At 66.2% G+C, this 17,525-nt stretch carries 19 protein-coding genes; 2 read left to right on the top strand and 17 right to left on the bottom strand.

What is annotated here, in order from left to right; all coding sequences use genetic code 11:
* Positions 1-174 precede the first annotated feature (174 nt).
* Positions 175-954: an SDR family NAD(P)-dependent oxidoreductase gene (locus IV112_RS00225; protein ID WP_304000309.1), complete on the bottom strand. Its 780-nt coding sequence runs from the start codon at positions 952-954 to the stop codon at positions 175-177.
* A 33-nt stretch (positions 955-987) separates the two neighbouring features.
* The gene (locus tag IV112_RS00230; RefSeq protein WP_304000312.1) at positions 988-1,320 is read right to left on the bottom strand and encodes a YnfA family protein; all 333 of its coding nucleotides are present in this window, start codon (positions 1,318-1,320) and stop codon (positions 988-990) included.
* 134 nt (positions 1,321-1,454) lie between these two features.
* On the opposite strand from IV112_RS00230, the gene IV112_RS00235 reads away from it, so the two are divergent.
* The gene (locus IV112_RS00235) at positions 1,455-2,654 is read left to right on the top strand and encodes an MFS transporter (protein WP_304000313.1); all 1,200 of its coding nucleotides are present in this window, start codon (positions 1,455-1,457) and stop codon (positions 2,652-2,654) included.
* A gap of 69 nt (positions 2,655-2,723) precedes the next feature.
* Positions 2,724-3,188, top strand: a complete 465-nt coding sequence (locus IV112_RS00240) for a hypothetical protein (protein WP_020165728.1) — start codon at positions 2,724-2,726, stop codon at positions 3,186-3,188.
* Positions 3,189-3,235: 47 nt separating this feature from the next.
* Here the strand turns inward: IV112_RS00240 and IV112_RS00245 are convergent, their stop codons facing one another.
* The 15 genes from IV112_RS00245 to IV112_RS00315 form a co-directional block, all read right to left on the bottom strand.
* Entirely contained in the window at positions 3,236-3,544 is a 309-nt protein-coding gene (locus tag IV112_RS00245) for a type II toxin-antitoxin system RelE/ParE family toxin (RefSeq protein ID WP_304000316.1), read from the bottom strand.
* On the bottom strand, positions 3,541-3,765 hold the full coding sequence (locus IV112_RS00250; RefSeq protein WP_020165730.1) for an addiction module protein: 225 nt from the start codon (positions 3,763-3,765) through the stop codon (positions 3,541-3,543). Before IV112_RS00250 ends, IV112_RS00245 begins: the two co-directional genes overlap by 4 nt.
* Before the next feature lie 179 nt (positions 3,766-3,944).
* The gene (locus IV112_RS00255; protein ID WP_304000322.1) at positions 3,945-4,391 is read right to left on the bottom strand and encodes an SRPBCC family protein; all 447 of its coding nucleotides are present in this window, start codon (positions 4,389-4,391) and stop codon (positions 3,945-3,947) included.
* A gap of 101 nt (positions 4,392-4,492) precedes the next feature.
* The gene (locus IV112_RS00260; RefSeq protein WP_304000325.1) at positions 4,493-5,065 is read right to left on the bottom strand and encodes a dihydrofolate reductase family protein; all 573 of its coding nucleotides are present in this window, start codon (positions 5,063-5,065) and stop codon (positions 4,493-4,495) included.
* Positions 5,066-5,227: 162 nt separating this feature from the next.
* Positions 5,228-5,614: a hypothetical protein gene (locus IV112_RS00265; protein WP_304000328.1), complete on the bottom strand. Its 387-nt coding sequence runs from the start codon at positions 5,612-5,614 to the stop codon at positions 5,228-5,230.
* A 188-nt stretch (positions 5,615-5,802) separates the two neighbouring features.
* Positions 5,803-6,630, bottom strand: a complete 828-nt coding sequence (locus tag IV112_RS00270) for a DUF817 domain-containing protein (RefSeq protein WP_304000331.1) — start codon at positions 6,628-6,630, stop codon at positions 5,803-5,805.
* Between the two features lie 33 nt (positions 6,631-6,663).
* A complete protein-coding gene (locus tag IV112_RS00275) occupies positions 6,664-7,260 on the bottom strand; it encodes a hypothetical protein (RefSeq protein WP_304000333.1) in 597 nt (198 codons plus the stop codon).
* A gap of 332 nt (positions 7,261-7,592) precedes the next feature.
* Entirely contained in the window at positions 7,593-8,201 is a 609-nt protein-coding gene (locus IV112_RS00280) for a hypothetical protein (RefSeq protein WP_304000335.1), read from the bottom strand.
* A complete protein-coding gene (locus IV112_RS00285) occupies positions 8,182-8,436 on the bottom strand; it encodes a hypothetical protein (protein ID WP_304000336.1) in 255 nt (84 codons plus the stop codon). Before IV112_RS00285 ends, IV112_RS00280 begins: the two co-directional genes overlap by 20 nt.
* A 78-nt stretch (positions 8,437-8,514) precedes the next feature.
* The gene (locus IV112_RS00290; protein ID WP_304000339.1) at positions 8,515-9,231 is read right to left on the bottom strand and encodes a hypothetical protein; all 717 of its coding nucleotides are present in this window, start codon (positions 9,229-9,231) and stop codon (positions 8,515-8,517) included.
* Positions 9,232-9,340: 109 nt separating this feature from the next.
* A complete protein-coding gene (locus IV112_RS00295) occupies positions 9,341-9,826 on the bottom strand; it encodes a hypothetical protein (RefSeq protein ID WP_304000341.1) in 486 nt (161 codons plus the stop codon).
* Between the two features lie 104 nt (positions 9,827-9,930).
* Positions 9,931-10,248 carry a hypothetical protein gene (locus IV112_RS00300; RefSeq protein ID WP_304000344.1) on the bottom strand — a complete coding sequence of 106 codons (318 nt, stop codon included), beginning with the start codon at positions 10,246-10,248 and terminating at the stop codon, positions 9,931-9,933.
* A 251-nt stretch (positions 10,249-10,499) separates the two neighbouring features.
* Positions 10,500-14,456 (bottom strand): translocation/assembly module TamB domain-containing protein, encoded by a 3,957-nt coding sequence (locus IV112_RS00305; protein ID WP_304000347.1) that lies wholly within the window; start codon positions 14,454-14,456, stop codon positions 10,500-10,502.
* A 58-nt stretch (positions 14,457-14,514) separates the two neighbouring features.
* The gene (locus IV112_RS00310) at positions 14,515-15,813 is read right to left on the bottom strand and encodes an HlyD family type I secretion periplasmic adaptor subunit (protein WP_304000349.1); all 1,299 of its coding nucleotides are present in this window, start codon (positions 15,811-15,813) and stop codon (positions 14,515-14,517) included.
* Positions 15,797-17,512: a type I secretion system permease/ATPase gene (locus tag IV112_RS00315; RefSeq protein ID WP_304000352.1), complete on the bottom strand. Its 1,716-nt coding sequence runs from the start codon at positions 17,510-17,512 to the stop codon at positions 15,797-15,799. The genes IV112_RS00310 and IV112_RS00315 overlap by 17 nt, the downstream gene beginning before the upstream one ends.
* Positions 17,513-17,525 lie beyond the last annotated feature (13 nt).

The raw sequence follows: 17,525 nt of genomic DNA on the forward strand, positions 1-17,525 counted from the left end.
ACCTTTCGACCCAACCGCTCACGGTGCTTGACTCGGATAACAGTATCTACAGGGGCGGTGCGCAATCCACGGCCCAAGCATGGGCCGGGGTTCTGTGGGAGGGGTCTTCCGACCCCGACAAAGCTTCAGATCACCGCGGTGCCCGCCCCACCGCACTCATCCATCCGGCCGCCCTCAGAACGCGCTCTTCACGGTGCCGCCATCGACGCGCAGCGCAGCGCCGGTGGTGGCGGAGGCGAGCGGGCTGCACAGATAGGTCACCATCGCCGCCACTTCCTCGGTCGTCGCGAAACGCTTGATCAGCGAGGTCGGGCGCACCTTCTCGAAAAACTCCTTCTCGAACGCCTCGAAGCTCTGGCCGCTGTCGCCGGCCAGCGCCTGCACGAAGTCCTCGACGCCGCGCGAGCGGGTCGGGCCGGGCAGCACGCTGTTGACGGTGATGCCGCTGCCGGCGACCGATTCGGCGATGCCGCGCGCGATCGCGATCTGCGCCGACTTGGTCATGCCGTAATGCACCATCTCCGCCGGAATCTGCACACCGCTCTCGCTGGAGATGAACAGGATGCGCCCCCAGTTGCGGCGCTTCATGCCGGGCAGCACCAGTCGCGCCAGACGCGCGCCGCTCAGCACATTCACCTCGAAGAAACGCAGCCAGTCCTCGTCCGGAATGTCCTCGAAGGCCTTGGGTTCGAAGATGCCAAGGTTGTTCACCAGGATGTCGATGTCCGGGTAGTTATGCACCACCGTCTCGGCGTCGCCCGCCTTCGACAGGTCGCCGGCAAAGCCTATGGCACCCGCGCCCAGCCGGGCGACCGCCGCGTCCACCGACGCCTGCGAGCGGCCATTGACGATGACGCGGGCACCTTCGCGCAGCAGCGCTTCGGCGATCGAGTAGCCGATGCCGGCCGTGCTGCCGGATACCAGCGCGAGACGGTTGTTCAGTTGCAGATCCATACGGGAACTCCTTTCGAAGACAGCGCCGCGGCGTCAGCCCCGCGGTGCGAACATGATGATGGCCATGCCGGCCAGCGCGACCGCCACACCGGTGACATCCCACAGATGCGGACGTTCGCCGTCGACCAGCCACAGCCACAGCACGGCGACGCAGACATAGACGCCGCCATAGGCCGCATAGACCCGCCCGGCCGCGGTCGGATGCAGAGTCAGCAGCCAGACGAAGGCGACCAGCGAGACGGCCGCCGGCAGCAGCACCCAGGCCGACGCGCGGTCCTTCATCCACAGCCAGGGCAGATAGCAGCCGATGATTTCGGCGAGCGCGGTGGCGACGAACAGTGCGGTGGTCTGGAGCAGTGCGGACACGGGCGCGGAGCGGCGGGACGACAACGCGTCAGTGTGCCGCGATTCGCGCCCGGCGCGTAGCGTCGCTGTGCGGCACAGATGCCCGCCAGGCCTGTGCTAGCGTCGACGCCTCCAGATTCCGCGCCTTCCTCACCATGCCCACCGCCCTGTCAGCCGTGCTGTGCGCCGCCCTGCTGCTGATGGTGAGCATGGGCGTGCGGCAGTCCACCGGTCTGTTCATATCGCCGATCAATACCAGCACCGGGCTCGGTATCGTCAGCCTGAGCTTCGCGCTGGCCATCGGCCAGTTCATGTGGGGCGCGGTCCAGCCGGTAGCCGGTGCCGTGGCCGACCGTTACGGTCCGGGTCGCGTGCTGGCGGCCGGGCTGATCGTGCTGGCACTCGGCTGCGTGCTCACCACCTTCGTCGACAGCGCATTCGGCATGACGATGACGCTGGGCGTGCTGGCCGCCGCCGGCTCCGGCGCCGGCAGCTTCTCGGTGCTGATCGGCGCCGCCTCGCGCCGGCTCGATTCGGCGCAGCGCGGTCAGGCCGCCGGCATCATCAACGCCGGCGGCTCGCTCGGCCAGTTCGTGTTCGCGCCGCTGGCGCAGAAGCTCATCGCCAGCGTCGGCTGGATGGGCGCGATGTACGCGATGGCCGCCGCCGCGCTGGCCGCGCTACCGCTGGCACGCGCACTGCGCGCCCGCGAGCCGCATCCGCAGCACGCTGCCGGCACCGACGGCGGGCTGCGTCGCGCGGTCGGCGACGCGATGCGCGACCGCAGCTATCTGCTGCTGCATGCAGGCTTCTTCACCTGCGGCTTCCACATCGCCTTCCTGATCACCCACCTGCCGGGCGAAGTCGGCCTGTGCGGCCTGCCGGCCGAGGTGGCGAGCGGCGCACTGGCGCTGATCGGGCTGGCCAACATCTTCGGCAGCCTGCTTGCCGGCTGGGCGGTCGGCCGCTGGCGCAGCAAGATGATCCTGTTCTGGATGTACGCATCGCGCGCCGTGCTGGTGCTGATCTACCTCGCGTCGCCGCGCACCGAATGGACCTTCTACCTGTTCGCCATCGGGCTCGGCGTGACCTGGCTGGCCACCGTGCCGCCAACCGCGGGCGTCGTCGGCAAGCTGTTCGGCACCCGCTACCTCGCGACGCTGTTCGGCCTGACGCTGCTGTCGCACCAGACCGGCGGCTTCTTCGGCGCCTGGCTGGGCGGGCTGGCGCTCGAACACAGCGGCAACTACCAGTGGATGTGGTACGCCGACGCCACACTGGCCGCCGCTGCCGCGCTGGTGAATCTGCCCATCCGCGAGGCGCCCGTTGTGCGCGCGACCGCCGCGGCCACGTAGGCGCCCACCGATGGCGTTGCGCGCGCGGCGGCGCCACAATGCGGTGATCACAACAAGAGGAGACACCGCATGAGACTGCTCGGCGCACTCGGCATACTCGTACTCGGCCTGCTGGCCGCCTTCGTCATCGCCAACTGGCACGTGCTGGCGGCACCGGTCGAGGTGTCGCTGCTGGTGGCAACGATCGTTGCCCCCGCGGGCGTCATCCTGCTCGGCGGCACCGCACTGCTGCTCGTACTGCTCGGCGCCTATACGCTGAGCCTGCACACCTCCACCCTGCTCGAAGCACGCCGCCACGCCAAGGAACTGCGCGAACAGCGCCTGCTCGCCGACCAGGCCGAAGCCTCGCGCTTCACCGAACTGAACGCCGCGATGCAGAAGGAATTCGCCGACCTCAGGGTCGAACTGCAGAAGGTGTCGGTGGAGTCATCGAACTCGCTCGCCGCCGCCATCGGCGAGGTCGAGGACAAGCTGGATCGGGCGCTGGGTACGACGGGGGCGGCGACTGGATTGACGCAGAGATCTATTTCGTAAGACGCGTCGCGCGGCCAGTGCAAGGCTGGCCGCGAAGTTCGGCGCTCTTACCTACGCAACTCTCCGTGGTCAGGATCGCGATGGTGAGCGCGGACCACGAGAATTCGCAGTCGGCCATCGCGCAGTCGGCCATCGACTTCGCGATAGATCACCGAGTAGGGAAACTCATGCAGCGGATGCACTCGCCTCAGTTCGTCCGCCGGCGTACCGATGCCGGGGTATTCGAGCAGCAGCTCCACCACCCGCTCGAATTCGCTCAGAAAGCGGTTCGCCAGCATGACACCGCCCTCGCGCCGGTAGAACTGTGCCGCCTCCAGCAAGTCGAGTTCCGCGCCACGGTGAAGGCTGTATGTCATCCGAGGCTGGCCCGGATACGCGCGATCGCCTCCGGGCCGGACACAAGTGCCGATGGATCGGCGTCCGCCTCGGCGTCGCGTTGTGCGGCGAGGGCGTTCCAGCGGGCATCCCGCTCGCGGTCTGCATCGAGACTGCTGATCACTTGATCCAACAGACGTGCGCGATCCGTTGCGGGCAACTGAAGAACCTGTTGAACCAGGAGTTCTATAGGAGCAGCCATCGTGTTACCTCCTGTTCGGGAATGCGAAGGGTGCCATAACGCTCATTCTGAGCTCAAGACAAGCGGAAGCGTAAATCAAGGCCGGAATTCCGGCGCACCGCTCTCGCTCTGTGCCACCTTGCTCGCGAGGCACTGCCCGGCCCGCTGGCGCAGCACGTTGTCACGAGGGCCCCAGGCCCTCACTCGCGTATCTCCGGCTCCACGAGCAGGGTCAGCAACTGCAGCGACTGCTGCCAGCCCAGGTAGCAGCCTTCGGGCGGAATGACGGCCGGGATGCCCTCCTGCACGATGTTCATGTCGACGCCGCAGGACACGGTCTTCAGCGTCACCGTCGTCTGCATGGTGCCCGGCAGGTTCGGATCGTCGAACACCGCCGTGTAGCGCAGCGTCTGTCCTGGAATCAGCTCCAGATACTCGCCGCCGAAGGAATGGCTGTGACCGGTCGTCAGGTTGGTGAAGGACATCCGGTACCTGCCACCGACGCGCGGCTCCATCAGATGGACCTTGCCGGTATAGCCGTGCGGCGGCAGCCATTTGGCCCACGCGTCGGGATCAAGGAAGGCGCGATAGATGCGGTCGGCAGTCGAAGGGATGACGCGATGAAGCCGGACGGTATAAGTAGACATGAAGAACTCCGTTGCCGAGGACAACCCTCTGTTCACACGACGGATGGCAGGCGCCGGTTTCGACAGGGCGGCGTGCCGCGTCGCTGCTCCGACCTGCCCCGTCAGACCGCGGGGGCGATCGCGCCTGAAGGCACCTGATAGCGCAGTTCAGCGAAGCCCGTGCCCACCTGCCTGACCGACACGAGCACCAGCGGCGGACTGGTGAGCTGCCGCGGAAACAGCGGCTTGCCCCTGCCCAGCGTGACCGACCCCACCTGCACGATGATCTCGTCCAGCAGCCCGGCGTCATGGAACTGCCCGGCCAGATCGCCACCGCCGACGATCCAGATATTCCTGTCGCCCGCCGCCGCGCGCATGGCGCCATGCACGGGTCGCACATCGCCCCGGACGAAGCGGATGTCGGCGCCGGGAACGGTTGGCAGGGTCCGCTTCGAAAACACCCACGTCGGCTGGCTGTAGGGCCAGGCCGCGCCGGTTTCCGCGGCCACCGTGTCCGCGTGACGCAGCATCCATTCGTAGGTGGACGACCCCATCGCCAGCGCACTGACCTCGGCGATGAAGGCCGGGTAGCTCGTGTCACTGACGTCGCCCAGCGGAAACAGCCAGTCCAGCGAGTCGTCCTCGGTAGCGATGAATCCGTCGAGGCTCGTGGCGGTGTAGTACTGGGTTTTCATGGAAGTACCTCGGGGAAGGTGCGGGTGGACGTTCTGGCGTGGGGCCGCCGGGCGCTGTCGGCCACGGACAACATGTTCTCCGGTCTCACGTAACGAGATGACCTGTGACGGGCGGAACGGCGAAGGCGCGGTGCCGAACCGCTCGTCCGCGCCCTTTGTCCGCTAGGCTACGCGCTCACGCAGATGCACGATATTGCCCTCCGGGTCGCAGACATTGCGCACCTGCATGCCGGGGCCCGGCCACACCGGCCCCCAGACCCGCCCGCCACATTGCTCCGCAATGCGCTCCGCCGCCACCAGACTTTCCACCGTGAAGAAGGGCTTGATGGCCTGCCCCTCACGCGCCACCGGCGGCGCCTGAATGACGATGGAACGGCTGTACTGCTCGGGGATGGCGTGGATGATGAGCTGGACATCGGGCGTCTGCAGGACTCGGTGTTCGTCGTCCGCATGCAGCACCCGGGCACTCAGAACCTGTTCGTAGAAGGCGGAAACGGACGACAGATTCTTCGCGTAGATGAGCACACCGGTTCGTGCGGGGCCTGACATCGGGATCTCCTGTTGAAAAGACTTTCGAACTGGTGGGTATCAGCGCTGAGAGGTGCGCCGCGTGAAACTGCAGCTGCAATTCGCTCGATGGATCAGCGCACCAGGAAAGACCATCCGGTTCATGCGCCAAGAAGCTCTAAGAACCGTGACAGTCGGCGATTGTAAAGTGCTGCGCCACACTGGCCCGCTCACGCCGGCACGTGCACGGTGGCCTTGATGTGCTTCAGGTTCGTCACGATGGTGAAGCTCATCAGCACCAGCAGAGACCAGGCACTCCACTTGGTCACATGAACGGCCGCCCACGCGCCGAGCTGATGCGGATATGCCCACAGGCCGAAGAAGGTGCCGATGTTCTCGGCGAGCCAGATGAAAAACCCGATCAGCACCAGCGCCAGTGACAGCGGCATGCGGCGATCGACGCGGTGCGGCCGGAAGACCACCTGCGCCCGTGCGTACAGACCCAGCGCGGCGGCGGCCAGGTACCACCGGTAATCGCCGATGAAGTGGTGGGTGAAGAAGTTCAGGTAGAGCGCAGTCGCCACCAACCCGGCCATCCAGTACGGCGGGTGATGCTCGACCCGCAACTGCAGCAGCCGCCACGCCTGGATGATGTAGCTGCCCACCGCCGCGTACATGAAGCCGGAAAACAGTGGAACGCCCAGAAGCTTCGTGTACGCGAAGTCCGGATAGGACCACGAGCGGATGCCGCTGGACGTCTTGAAAACCTCAAGTCCGAAGCCAAGCAGATGGAACAGACAGATCGCCTTCAACTCATCGAGCGTTTCACGACCGCTCCAGAGCATCCACCCCTGAATCACCAGCGCGATCAGCAGCAGCATGTCGTATCGGGGCAGCCCCAGCACGCCGGTCCGCGGAACGCAGAAGACCGCGACAAAGAACAGCCCGGCAAACAGGCATGCCTGAGCTTCCTTCCAGGTGAACTGCAGGAACTCGACGCCAATCCCGACGATCCGCGCTCGCGCATCCGTTGCAGGTGAGAATGAGGCTTCAGGCATCAGTCCGTGCCGAGCGATGGTTAGCGCCCGCGGTCATGCAATTTGCTCAACGCGGCACTGCTCGCATAGAGGGTAAGTCGCGATGAATTCGGAGAGCCGGCCCTTCATCGCGTCGAACGATCGGCCATACATGTAAAAGGCCGTTTCTCTCGGGCCTTGCCAATAGCTCAGGACACGGCCTTCGCCCTCCAGGAGCCGGCCGAACTCGGCATAGACGTGGTTTGAGTCGCAGTCGCGATAGGTTTCGGCAGGGAGATCAGTGCCGTTCAGGTAGACGGCCAATCCTTCTGTTGAGCCGAAGGCAACCTCTTCTCCGTAGGCTTCAATCGTGAGTTTTGATCCCTTCGGCGCTCCCAGCGCGTCCAAGGTGGATGCGACCAGCGAAGCCACATCGGAGGAAGAGGCTGGAATTTGAATCTCGATGTCGCAGTACTCAATTTCGCCGCTCTTGGCCTGCATCGTTCCGCCGCCGGAAACTTCACCAACCCCGTGCTTCTTCAACACCGCGTCGAGTGGATCTTCGAAGAACTCACCGCGATGTATCGGCTGAAGTCTCGCGTTCAAACGTGCGACGAGGAACTGTCCAGCAGCGGGCGGGGTTTGCTTCTTTTTGAACAGGCGACCGAACATTGTGTGGACTTCCTATCAAGGGGGGCTAACGGCGCTGTAGAAAAACCCCATTTCGGGGCAAGCGCATACTTCCGTCCTTCGCCGGCTCGAAGTCGTTCATCACTATTTCAGCCTTCCGACCTTCGCGTCATCGTCGTCCTCTGACGTGCGCTGTGGCTGACGCGGGGCGCCCTTGCGGCGGCAGCCGTTCCGCGCGAGAGATTGCCCAATTCGCCTACCAATGGTGCCCGAGCTTTTCGATGTTGCACGGAGACCAGGAACAACCCACGTTACGGCGGAGCGCAAAAACGTGGTCTGTCCTTACTCACAAGAGAACGGGGGCGACCGGCCGCCTATGCGTCATTTGGGGCGAACTTGAATGAACGTATGATTTGCCGAAAAGTCTTGGCCAATGGACACTCTGTTTTGCGGTCGAGAAACGTGACAACAAACGCATGGCGCTCTTGCTCGATGCAATAAGAATAGACGCGAAACTTCTCAGGGGAGTCGTCGAACACTGCATCCGCCACTATGACCCGCCCCTTGGCAGGCCCAAGTCGAAACGACTTGTAACGGAGTGCTCGCTGCTTGGGGACCTCGAAGCAACGTTGGCCTTTCGCGAGCGTAACGACGCCTGGCGAAATCTCAGCTACTTTTCTTCCCATGGCATCTTCAAAGACGCTATATCCAGTGAATGACCACTCACTGGGATAGTTGAAAGAGTAGCGACGATAAGGGGCAGCGGTAGATTCCGTATAGCTATTCCATTCGGATGTCTCCCAAACGACTGGCTTCGGACTAATGATGTCGGAGTTGAAAAGAGCTTGGCCGTCGCCGGCCAAACTCGCCAAGGAATAACAAGCCAGCGAGGCGGCAAAGATAAGCGGGCGCATCAACCTAAGACGCATAGCGTCCGCTGCAGCAAAAGGTTGGGCATCGACTTCACTTGCGAAGCCGGACATATAGCGACGCGCCTACAGACGCCAAACCACTCCCGATAAGCATGAACTCAACCGCTCTGCTTTGCTCGCAAGGAACGACACGATAGAAGACCTGCTCCGCCGGCGCTGGCCCGGTCGCGAACAGACTCGTCAGACTCGGCCAGAAGTTTAATGGCAGCAGATCGCCAAGCGGTGACAACAGCGCCAGGCCGGTGATGACGAGCACGATACCGATGCGGAGTGTCCAGAGGCTCATGCGCATGCTTTCGTTGATGCCGAACGTGAAGGTCAGCGGCCGCCGAGGCCCGCAGGGCGGGACCGGCTGATCGTAGGGTTATGCATCGGAGCTAAACGCAACGACGCACGAGCCCCACATCGTCTTTAGCAGGAGGGGATCGCTGTGGCCAAAAAAACGCTTCTCCGTTGGGGCATATTTTTCGACTGTTGCGAAGTAAGTTAGATGCAGGCTGTGAGCGTCGACCTTGCTCACCGGAACACTGTCGATGGTGGCTACTTTGTACATCGAGCTCTTCCCATCCTCGGCTGCAACAAATCCACCCGTCTTGGGAATATACGTGGCCGTGTCGAGAGCAGGATTGTCCGCGACTTTGGATTGAAGAAGTTGCGCGTAACCGTCGCCGATCATTGCCGCAAATTCATTTCGAGAACGTTCACTAATGAAGAAGTGAGCTTCATCTCTTATACCGAGGTCGTTCTCGTAATGCGCCATGAAATCGCCGGCAGAAGCCCAGATTTCCTTGCGTCCGCGGCGCGTCAGGGCGGAATTGAGGCGCTGACTCTTGGAAATGACAAGAGATGGTTCGGTCTCTTGGCCCAGAAAGCGAACACTAAAAGGAGCGCGCGCAATATGAAGCACCCCGCCGACAGGTAAGATTTCGCGACCGTGCTGAAGCACGGAGACGCGTTCGCAGGATGGCTTGTACGAGAGTTGCAGATCCGGCAGAGGCGCGGGAGGTGAGTCGACACAGCTTGCAAGAAGAATCAAAGCCGGTACCAAGCACAACTTGAACACCTGCGGGTGAATTGTCATGGGACAGTCCGTGAGGCATAACGCAAAAATGAGGCGCAGCCGTAGCGCGAAGGGCACTAGAAATGTAGCTTTTGGCTGTCCCCTCGACTGGCGGGTTGGGCCGCATTGGCTATTTCACCTTTTTAGTTAGCGCCACGTGAAGGAAGCCTTCTAAGCGCGCTTCATTCAACTGCGAAGTCAGGCCTGCAAGATCCTCGGCTAAGTCGTGAAGCTCAGTCGTTGTGGGTAATGGCCGCCATTCGTGGCCTGAGCCTTTTCGGGCGGGTTCACCATCCAGTTCCTTTCCCCAGACGCTGTGAACGAGATCGTTGCGCTTCTCGGTGGCGCGCTTGCAGCGCTCAAGGAGCGCTTGAAGCTTGAGCAAAGGTTCGCCTTCCCCGAGTCGTTGGCGGGCCAACTTTTTGATTCGGTCTCTAAGTTGGGAGGAACTGTCGTAAGCCGTAGCGTCCAGCGCCTCATTCGCGTCGAGGCGAGCGAGGGTCTTGATAGTCATTCGCAGGATGTGGTTCAGATGCTCGTGCCGTAGCGCTACCTCGCCAATCTCTGCCAACAGGTCTCTGTCTTGAGGGACGTGAAAGGTCATCATCTTTGTCATTCTGGCCTCACCGTAATGGCAGGAAGCATGCGACCCAACGTTGGCGCTAAGCGGCGGACGGAGGCTGGAGAAGCCAGCCGGAGGACATCCGCTTGAGCAACTGGTTAGCTGGCACCATGAAACTGCCTCCAAGCTTCTTCTTCAATGCCGCCGGTGACGACGGTGCCGTCTTGGGCCGTCAACTGATAGATCTGCTGAATGCCGCCAATGCTGCCCTCTCCTTCAAGCGCCAAGAGGATGGTGTACATGACATCCGTGAGCGCGCCGTCGAACGCCAACCGTAGCTGGCAAAGCTGTTCATCAGAAAGGGTCATGCTGCGGACGTGCGCCGCCACTGCACTTTGGCCTTCGTCGCCCATAAAGAGCCGCAACATCTGCTCCTTCTCACGCTTCCACGCGGCCACGAACTCGTAAGCGGTCATCGATGCTTCTGCCAGCTAACGTGAGGTAGACGACATTCTCGTCCGATAAGACGGACGCTGTCCGGATAAGCAAACAAACCGGACACCGGATTTCTTCTTCATTTCAACGTCCTCCGTTTGCTTACCCGTTTACGCACGGTACGAAAAAAAAGGCCGTGAAACCGGACACCCCGCCAACCCATGTCCGTGGCCTTTTGAATTCCATTCAATTATGCACAAACAGATAAGCACGCGGCAGCGGCCCACACGCCCTACTTGAACGAGAACACATACCTCACATCCACCGCCTGCTCCGTCCCCGTGCTGCCGATCAGCGCGAGGTGGCGGGTGAGGTTCCAGGTGAGCTTGACAACGCTGGTGGCACCGGCCACGCCTTGTTCGTAGGTGAGCAGCGCGTTCGATGACAGGCGCTTGCCGACGCTGACGACTTGGCCGCCGACGGTGGTCGTGTTGTTCGACGAGGTGACGACCTGGCTGCGCGGGCCGGTGGTCGTGCTGCTCTGGGTCAGCGCGATCTGGTCCAGGCCGAGCGCCTGCGCGAGCGAGCCGGTGATGCCTTCGCCTTCGCCGCCGAGCAGCGCGCTGGCGGCGGTGGCGAGCAGCGAGAGGTCGGAGCCGCCAGCGCGGTCCTGGCCGCGGCCGAGCACGATCCATGACAGCTTTTCGCTGTCCGGCATCGCCGAATCGGACACCAGCCGCACGCGCGGCTTCAGTACCGTGCCGCTGACTTCGACGCCGGCCTGCACCGGCAGGTTGGGGCGGATGGCGCGCACGTTGAGACCGGGGTTGGACACCGAGCCCTGGAAGCTGATGACGCCGCGCTCGATCACCAGGTCCTGACCGTAGGCGCGGTAGCGGCCGTCGACGGTGCGGATGTTGCCGGTGGCGCGCAGGCCGCGGCCTTCGTCGCGCAGCGCGAGCTGGCCGGTCAGCCGCGTATCGAGCCCGCGGCCCTTGAAGTAGACGCGCTCGCCGAGATCGACGTCGATCGCCAGGCCGAGCGGCGGGCCGGCGGCTTCTTCCGGCGTGCGGCCCTTGATGACCACGTCGTCGCCGAGCGCGGGCGCCGACTGCTCGGGCACGGTGAACAGGCCGGCGTCGGCCTTCAGCGCCAGCTGCAGTTTCATGCCCTCCTTCGCCGAGCCGCGCACCGTGCCATCGCCGGACAGCATGAGCCACTGTTCGCCGCCCTGCAGCGGCACGAAGCGGCGGATGTCGATGGCGATGTCGGCGCGCGTGGTAGCGAGGTCGACGCTGCCGCGCGCCGACAGCCGACCCGGTTCGCGCGTCAGACCGGCGGCGCCGAGCCGTGCATCCGGCGGCGGGCGGCGGTTGTCGCTTTCGAAGCTGAGCGACTGCAGCGTCAGGTGATCGCCGTCGAACTGCGCGCGCAGTTCGCCGCGCTCGAGTTTCACGCCGGCATCGACCAGCGCGAACGCCAGCGCGTCGCCGTCGATGCGGCCGGACAGTTCCGGCGCGCGCAGCGTGCCGGCCAGCTTCACGTCGCCGCGCAATCGCCCGGCGGTGCTCATGTCGAGGCGCAGCGTGCGGCCTATCCAGGCGAGCGAGGGCACGTCCAGCGTCGCGCTGCCGCGGGTCGGCGCGTCGAGGTCGGGCTGCCACAGGCTGCCGTCGCGGCGCAGCGGCAGCGCCACCTCGGCGCGCGCTTCGCCGATGTCCGGCCCGGCCAGCACCGCCTTCGCCAGTGCTTCGCGGCCAGCGAAGGTCACGTCGACGCGCGCCGCCGACAGCGCCAGTTCGTTGCGCGTTTCGCCCGACACCACGACGTTGCCCGCTTCGCGGAACAGCGACAGCGTGCCGTCGATGCGCTCGTCGCCGGCCAGCAGTGCGGCCAGCGACCAGTCGGCGCCGAGCTTCAGCGGCGCGCGCACATTGACGCCGGCGGCGCGGTCGCGCCACACCAGGCGCAGCGGCACGCCGCGGGCGCGGCCACGCGCGTCGAGCCGCTCGGGTGTCCAGCCGGTGTGCGCCAGCACCAACTCGCCACCGCCGGTCAGCGCAAAACGCGCGTCGTCGAGCGTCGCCTGCTGCGGTGACGCGCTGAGCCGCGCGGGTGCGCTCAGCGTCGCGCTCAGTTCGGACGAAATCACCAGCGCCAGCCGGTCGATGATGCCCGACCACGCCGGGCCGTCAGCCAGCGCGCCGTGCGCGGCCAGCTTCAGCGACGGCTTGGCTGGCGTGTCACCGCGCTCAGTCGGCAGCGCGCCGGCGACGATGTCGGCATCCAGCGTATGTGCGGCGCGCGAGCCTGCGATGTCGATGCGCAGCTGCTCGACCGGCACCGGCGCCTGCGGGCTGCGCAGGTCGGCGGCGTCGAGCGCGAGGCGCAGGCGACCGTCGGCCCCCGGAGCCAGTTCGGCATCGATGTCGGCGCGCGCCACGCTGCCCAGTTCGCCCAGCGCCAGCGCGCGCGCCTGCAACTGCAGACGCCCATGCGGCGCCGGAATGCTGCCGGCGAGGCGCCCGCTGCCGGACACGCGCCCGGCCAGCGTCTGCCCGGTGAATGCGCGCAGCGCCGCCAGATTGCGCGCGTCGAGGGTCCAGTCCAGCGCGTCCTGCGCGCCGCCGAAGCCACCCTGCGCGGTCAGACTGTTGCCCGACCAGTCGAGCGCGACATCGACGTCGGACAGGCGCTGCCCCTGCAGGCGCAGCTTCGCGCGGCCGGCCAGCGGCTCGCCGATCAGCGTGCTCGGCTCGATGTCCAACGCGGCGCGCAGATCGATCTGCGGACCCAGGCGGCCGGCGGCGTCGAAGCGGGCCGACAGCGACGCCGCCGGAGCCTTCACGAAGGCCGACGGGTCGAACTTCTGCAGTCGGCCGTCGACCGTGAAGGCCAGCGTGTCGTCCAGCTTGAGCGTGCCGCGCACGCCGGCCTGTGCGCCGCGCGCGGAAAGATCGGCCTGCGCCAGCGTGAGCAGCGCGTCGGCGACATGGCCGCTCGCCGTCAACGCGAGGCGGCTGGGGCCGCGGTCGGTCAGGTCGACGACGAACTGCTGGCGCGCGCCCGAAGCCTGGATATCGATGCGCCCGCCGATCTTCGTGCGCACACCCTGAGCGTGCAGTTGCGCGCTGTCGATGTCGCGCAGCGTCAGTGCGGCGGTGATCGGCAGGTCGCCGCTGCTGCGCCAGCCGGCCTCGCCGCTGACCTCGCCGCCCCCGGCCAGCGCGAGGCGCAGATCGCGCACATCGACCGCCGCCACGCTTGCTTCGATGCGTGCCGTCAGCGCAGTGACCGGTGCACGCCCCTGATCGATGCGGCCCGGTGCGGCGTTGGCCGCGCTGACGGTGCCGGTCAGCGCCAGCGCGTCGCCGTCGCGCGGCGCGAGATCGGCATGCAGCGTCCATCGACCGGACGGCGCAGACGGGTGCAGGCTGTGCGGATCGAATTCGTCGAGCGCCAGTTTCAGCGCCGCCAGCGGCTGCGCGGCAAACGGCCGCACGCCGACGCGGGCGCTGCCCGACACGCCGTAACCACTGGCGCGCAGATCGATGTCGGCCGCCTCGGCCAGCGCACCGCCCAGCGTCGCCTGCGCCGCGTAGTCGGCCGCCTTGAAGTTCAGCGCGCCATTCAGCGCGAAGGGTGCGGCACCGTCGAGCTGCAGCCGGCCGTCGAGCGCGCCCCAGGGCGTGCCGAGCGACAGCGAATCCAGGCTGTGCGTACGCCCGTCTGATTCCACTTGCGCGTGCAGCGCGTCGAGCACGATGTTGTCGACGGCAGGCGTCGCGTAGTCGGCCAGCACCAGCCGTTCGATCTCGATCTGCGCGTTCAACGACAGCGGCAGTTCGAGGCTGGTTGGCACCACCGGCGCCTCGTCGCTGGGCGAGGTGGCGATGCGCAATTCTTCGACCGACAGCCGGGCGATGTCGAGCCGGCCGCGCAGCAGCGCCGAGGCGCTCCAGTCGAGCGCCACCGCCCGCGCGTCGATGCGCAGGCTGCCGTCGTCATGCACCAGCCGCGCCAGGCGCGGCGCGTCGACCAGGCTGCCGCCAGCGACTTCGATCTGCAGCGCCGGCACGGCCCACTGCGCAGCCGCGGCCACTGCCCGCAAGCCGCTCTGCGTCGCCAGCGCCCAGTAAACGAGGAGCACGGGCAAGGCGAGCAGCGCGAGGTCGGTGAAGGCCAGCCCGAAAAGCCGGCGGCGGCGCGGCGGCGGCGCGGAGTTGTCTGCAGGTTCGCTTTCGGTCATCGCTCAGTCAGGCATGCGTGTCCGGACCTGACAGCGTCCGGGCACCGGCGTTCGCGCATCAGCTTTCGCGCAGCGAACGACGGGTCACGTTGATCACCGGATCGAGCAGGTAGTCGAGCATGCTGCGCTCGCGCGTACGCAGGAAGGCCTCGACCGGCATGCCCGGCTCGATGCGCTCGGCCGGCCGGGCGTCGAGCGTCACATGTACGGTGTAGTAAGGATTGCCGTGCGCCGGATCGATCAGCCGGTCGGCCGACACATAGCTCACCTTTCCGCTCACCAGCGGCGTCGTGCGGGCATTGTAGGCAGCCAGCCGGACTTCGGCCGGCATGCCGGTGTGCACCTCTTCCACGTCCTGCGGCTGCACCCTCACCTCGACCACCAGCGCGGTTTCGTCCGGCACGATGTCGACGATGGGGTCACCGGCGCGCACGACGCCGCCCACCGTATGCACCTGCAGGTTCACCGCGCGACCGGCCACCGGCGCAATGACCTCCTTGCGCAGACTGCTGTCCTTCGCCGGGTTGAGCCGCGCCTGCAGGTCGAGCAGCTTGCGCCCGGTCAGTTGCGCCTCGTCGACCGCGCGCTGCACGAAGTCGGCACGCAGTTGCGCCTTGCGCAGCCGGAAGTCGCCGATGTTCTGCCGCGTGCGCGACAGCATGGCCTGGTGCTCGGCCATCTCCGCCTCGCGTATCGCCAGGCCGCTGCGCAGTTCGAGCAGCCGTGTGTGCTGGATGAATTTCTGCTCGGCCAGTTTTTCCGACGCCTGCAATTGCTCGCGCAGAGCAGCCACTGCCCGCTGGTCGGCCTCGACCTGCACCTGCACGTCGGACGCTTCGCGCTGCGCCTCGACCGCCTGCGCTTCGAGCAGTGCCAACTGCTCGCGCAGGTTGTCGCGCCGCGTGCGGAACAGCCGCTGTTCGCCGTCGATCAGGCTGCGGTAGCGCGGCGACGATGCGAGCTCGACGAGATCGTCGGGCAGCGCCAGTGCCGGCAGCTCGCGTTTTTCCGATTCGAGCCGGGCCAGCGTCAGCCGCTCGCCGATGATTTCGTTCTCGATTGCGTCGAGCGAAGCGTCGACGCGTGCATCGCCGAGCACCAGCAGCACCTGCCCCGCCTGCACCACGTCGCCGTCGCGCACCCGCAGTTCGGCGACGATGCCGCCCTCCAGGTGCTGCACCGTCTTGCGTTCGCCGGACACGCGCACTTCACCGCCGGCCACCACGGCGCCCGAAACCGGCGCCAGTTCGGCCCAGGCCAGCATGGCGGCCAGCGTGCCGCCGATCACCCACAGCCCGGCGCGGACCACGCGGTCGCGCGCCAGCGACGGCAGGCCGGCATCAAGCTCGATGGCCATGCTGCGCACCTCCCTGCTGTGCCGCTCTGTCATTCAATGCCGTCACGCGCGGGCTGCGCGTAACACGGGCGGCGATCTCGGCGTAATCACCGTACTGCTCGACGACGCCATCGCGCAGCACCAGCAGCTTGTCCATGCCCTGCAGCATGCGCGGCCGGTGCGCCACCACGACGGCGGTGATGCCGCGCTCGCGCAGCCGCGCCAGCATGTCGAGCAAGGCGTCCTCACCTTCGGCGTCGAGGTTGGCGTTCGGTTCGTCGAGCAGCACCAGCGCCGGTGCCCCGTAAAGCGCGCGGGCGATGCCGACGCGTGCGCGCTGGCCGGCCGACAGCTGGGCACCGCCCTCGCCCACCTCGGTGTCATAGCCCTGCGGCAACCGCAGGATGAGTTCGTGCGCACCGCACAGCTTCGCGGCGTCGATCACCGCGTCGGCATCCGGCGACGGCTGCATGCGGGCGATGTTCTCGGCCACCGTGCCGGGGAACAGTTCGACGTTCTGCGGCAGATAGCCGATTGCCGCCCCCAGCGTGTCTGGCGGGTAGTCCTGCAGCCGCGCACCGTCGAGGCGCACGGCGCCGGACGCCGGTGTCCAGATGCCGGCGAGCAGGCGCAGCAACGCGGTCTTGCCGGCACCGCTCGGGCCGATCACGGCCAGTTGCTGACCGGCCTGCAGCGAGAAACCGACGCCGCGCAGCAGCACGCGCTGGCCGGCCATCATGGTGAGCGCTTCGACACCGAGCCGGCCGGTCGGCTGCGGCAGCGGATGCGGCTCGCGCGCCTGCTCGCTGCCTTCGAGCAGCGACGAAAGCCGCGCCACCGACTCGCGGAAGTCGAACAGGCTGCGCCAGCTCGATACGATGGCTTCGACCGGCGACAGCGCACGCGCCAGAATCAGCGTGCCGGCCATCATGGCACCGGAGCCGAGGTCGCCGCGCACCACCAGCCAGGCGCCGCAGCCCAGCATGAGCACCTGCAGGTAGAGGCGGACGAAGCGCGTGAGGCCGGTCCAGGGTGCGCCGACCGCCTGCGACGCGGCGCCGGCGCGGATCACCTCGTCGTTCAGCGCACCCCAGCGACGGCCCAGATCGGGCGCCATGCCCATCGCGCGGACCGCGTCGGCATTGCGCACCGAGGCGTCGATGAACTGCGAGGAGGCGCGCGACGCACGGGCCGACACTTCGTTGTAGTGACGGGTGACGCGGCTGTTGACCCAGGCGCAGGCCAGCAGCACCAGCGCGCCGACGCTCGCCACGACGCCGAGCAGTGGATGGAAGACGAAGATGAGCAGCAGAAAGAGCGGCGCCCACGGCGCGTCGAACAGCGCGATCACGCCGGGCCCGGTCAGAAAGCCGCGCACGTTGGCAATGTCGCGGATGTACTGGGTCTGCGCCGGATGGCCGGGCGATCCGGCCTCGGCAAACAGTCGCGTCACCACCTGCGGGCCGAGCGCACGGTCCAGCCCGAAGGCGCACGACATGAGCAGGCGCGCACGCACCTGGTCGAGCAGCATCATGCCGACCAGTGCGATGGTCGTGACCAGCGTCAGCATGACCAGGGTGGGCACGCTGCGGCTGGCGAACACGCGGTCGAACACCTCCAGCGTGTAGAAGGGCAAGGCCAGCGCGAGCAGGTTCAGCACCAGGCTGAACAGCGCAGCCCAGAAAAGATGCCGGCGACAGGCCTGGATGAAGGCGTTCAAGCGGAATCCTCGT

The sequence above is a fragment of the Methyloversatilis discipulorum genome (genome assembly GCF_018780585.1).
Lineage (GTDB): Bacteria > Pseudomonadota > Gammaproteobacteria > Burkholderiales > Rhodocyclaceae > Methyloversatilis > Methyloversatilis discipulorum_B.

Bases quoted from the DNA above. Each gene is read 5' to 3' on its own strand.
- IV112_RS00310 (WP_304000349.1), bottom strand. From the start codon at position 15,813: ATGGCCATCGAGCTTGATGCCGGCCTGCCGTCGCTGGCGCGCGACCGC.
- IV112_RS00250 (WP_020165730.1), bottom strand. From the start codon at position 3,765: ATGGCTGCTCCTATAGAACTCCTGGTTCAACAGGTTCTTCAGTTGCCC.
- IV112_RS00225 (WP_304000309.1), bottom strand. From the start codon at position 954: ATGGATCTGCAACTGAACAACCGTCTCGCGCTGGTATCCGGCAGCACG.
- IV112_RS00280 (WP_304000335.1), bottom strand. From the start codon at position 8,201: ATGTCCGGCTTCGCAAGTGAAGTCGATGCCCAACCTTTTGCTGCAGCG.
- IV112_RS00265 (WP_304000328.1), bottom strand. From the start codon at position 5,614: ATGTCAGGCCCCGCACGAACCGGTGTGCTCATCTACGCGAAGAATCTG.
- IV112_RS00260 (WP_304000325.1), bottom strand. From the start codon at position 5,065: ATGAAAACCCAGTACTACACCGCCACGAGCCTCGACGGATTCATCGCT.
- IV112_RS00235 (WP_304000313.1), top strand. From the start codon at position 1,455: ATGCCCACCGCCCTGTCAGCCGTGCTGTGCGCCGCCCTGCTGCTGATG.
- IV112_RS00295 (WP_304000341.1), bottom strand. From the start codon at position 9,826: ATGACAAAGATGATGACCTTTCACGTCCCTCAAGACAGAGACCTGTTG.
- IV112_RS00285 (WP_304000336.1), bottom strand. From the start codon at position 8,436: ATGAGCCTCTGGACACTCCGCATCGGTATCGTGCTCGTCATCACCGGC.
- IV112_RS00270 (WP_304000331.1), bottom strand. From the start codon at position 6,630: ATGCCTGAAGCCTCATTCTCACCTGCAACGGATGCGCGAGCGCGGATC.
- IV112_RS00290 (WP_304000339.1), bottom strand. From the start codon at position 9,231: ATGACAATTCACCCGCAGGTGTTCAAGTTGTGCTTGGTACCGGCTTTG.
- IV112_RS00240 (WP_020165728.1), top strand. From the start codon at position 2,724: ATGAGACTGCTCGGCGCACTCGGCATACTCGTACTCGGCCTGCTGGCC.
- IV112_RS00305 (WP_304000347.1), bottom strand. From the start codon at position 14,456: ATGACCGAAAGCGAACCTGCAGACAACTCCGCGCCGCCGCCGCGCCGC.
- IV112_RS00275 (WP_304000333.1), bottom strand. From the start codon at position 7,260: ATGTTCGGTCGCCTGTTCAAAAAGAAGCAAACCCCGCCCGCTGCTGGA.
- IV112_RS00255 (WP_304000322.1), bottom strand. From the start codon at position 4,391: ATGTCTACTTATACCGTCCGGCTTCATCGCGTCATCCCTTCGACTGCC.
- IV112_RS00300 (WP_304000344.1), bottom strand. From the start codon at position 10,248: ATGACCGCTTACGAGTTCGTGGCCGCGTGGAAGCGTGAGAAGGAGCAG.
- IV112_RS00245 (WP_304000316.1), bottom strand. From the start codon at position 3,544: ATGACATACAGCCTTCACCGTGGCGCGGAACTCGACTTGCTGGAGGCG.